We start from the raw sequence: 1,165 nt of genomic DNA on the forward strand, positions 1-1,165 counted from the left end.
CCGTGCCTCGGGGACGAGGCTCTGGTGGGCGGTCGGCTCGGGGATCAGGACGGTCATGACCCGGATCGACCGCGGGGGGTCGAGAAGCCGCATCTGCATGTCGGAGAGGGCGGTGAAGCGCTGGCTGGCTTCGCGGCCGCGGGTGTGGTGTTCGGTGATCTGTTCGCGGATCCGGGTCGTGTCGGGGTGGTCGGGGGACAGCCGCCGTAGGTCGGTGTCGAGCCGCTGGGCCTCGCGGAGGTGGCCGATGGAGTCCTGGAGGGCCGCGGTGATGCCGCGTTGTAGTCGTTGGGCGGCTTCGAGCCTGACCTTGGCGGGCAGGGGGCGGGGGGTGTCGGCGGGCGCGGTGCGTCCGCCGTTCTCCGTGGTGGGGGTCGGCGGCGGTGCGGTGTCCCGGGCCGTCGTCGGGTCGGCGGCGGTCGGGGCGTCCCCGGAGAACAGGGGAACACCGCCTCCGGAACGGGTCGATCCGTTGTCGGCCAGGGCGGAGGTGAAGGCGTCGTCCAAGGCGTTGGCGGACGTGTCCGCACCCCCGCTGCCGCGGGGCACCACGACGGCAGGGCCGCCACCGGAGTCATCGGCCGGCCTCCCGCCGGCGGCGCCGACGGTTCGCGTGGTGGGAACGTCGGCCCCGGTCGCCCCGGTCGCCCCGGAAGCGTCGGCGGCGGGGCGGGGAAGGCCGGAGTGCCCGTCACCGCGCCCCTGTGCGGCGCCATCCCGATCCGCGGCATCGCGGGGACCGTCGGTGGTGGTTCTCGTAGTGTCCTCGCTGGTGAGACGCGGGACCTCGGACCGGGCCCGGTCATCGCGGTCGCGGGTGGTGTCCGGCCCGGTGGATCGGGGGCCGCCACCGCGTTCGGTGGTGGGGGCGGCGGTGTTGTTCGGGGCACCGGTGCCCATTCCGCCACTGGCGGTAGGCGGTGGCGCGGCGATGACGGGCGGGACGGCGCCGTTGCCCTCCCCGGGCTTGTCCGTGAAGGCGATCTGGCCGCGGTCGGGGGTTCCGCTCCCACCGTCCGCGGGGTCGGTTTTGTGTTCGGGTGGTGGGGTCGAGTCGAGGCGGTCGCGGGTGGCGTTCAGTTCTGTGTCGAGGTCGGGTCGGCCGAGGTGGTCGATGCCGTTGATCATGGCGGAGGTGATGGTGTTGGACAGGACGCTCTCGACG

Annotated in this window: 1 pseudogene; it reads right to left on the reverse strand. The window is 74.1% G+C overall.

The features are described 5' to 3' along the window. A pseudogene (locus ACJOT3_RS34645) lies at nt 1-1,165 on the reverse strand (hypothetical protein); the annotation flags it as partial.

It is taken from the genome of Nocardiopsis protaetiae (genome assembly GCF_045446735.1).
Classification (GTDB): domain Bacteria; phylum Actinomycetota; class Actinomycetes; order Streptosporangiales; family Streptosporangiaceae; genus Nocardiopsis; species Nocardiopsis protaetiae.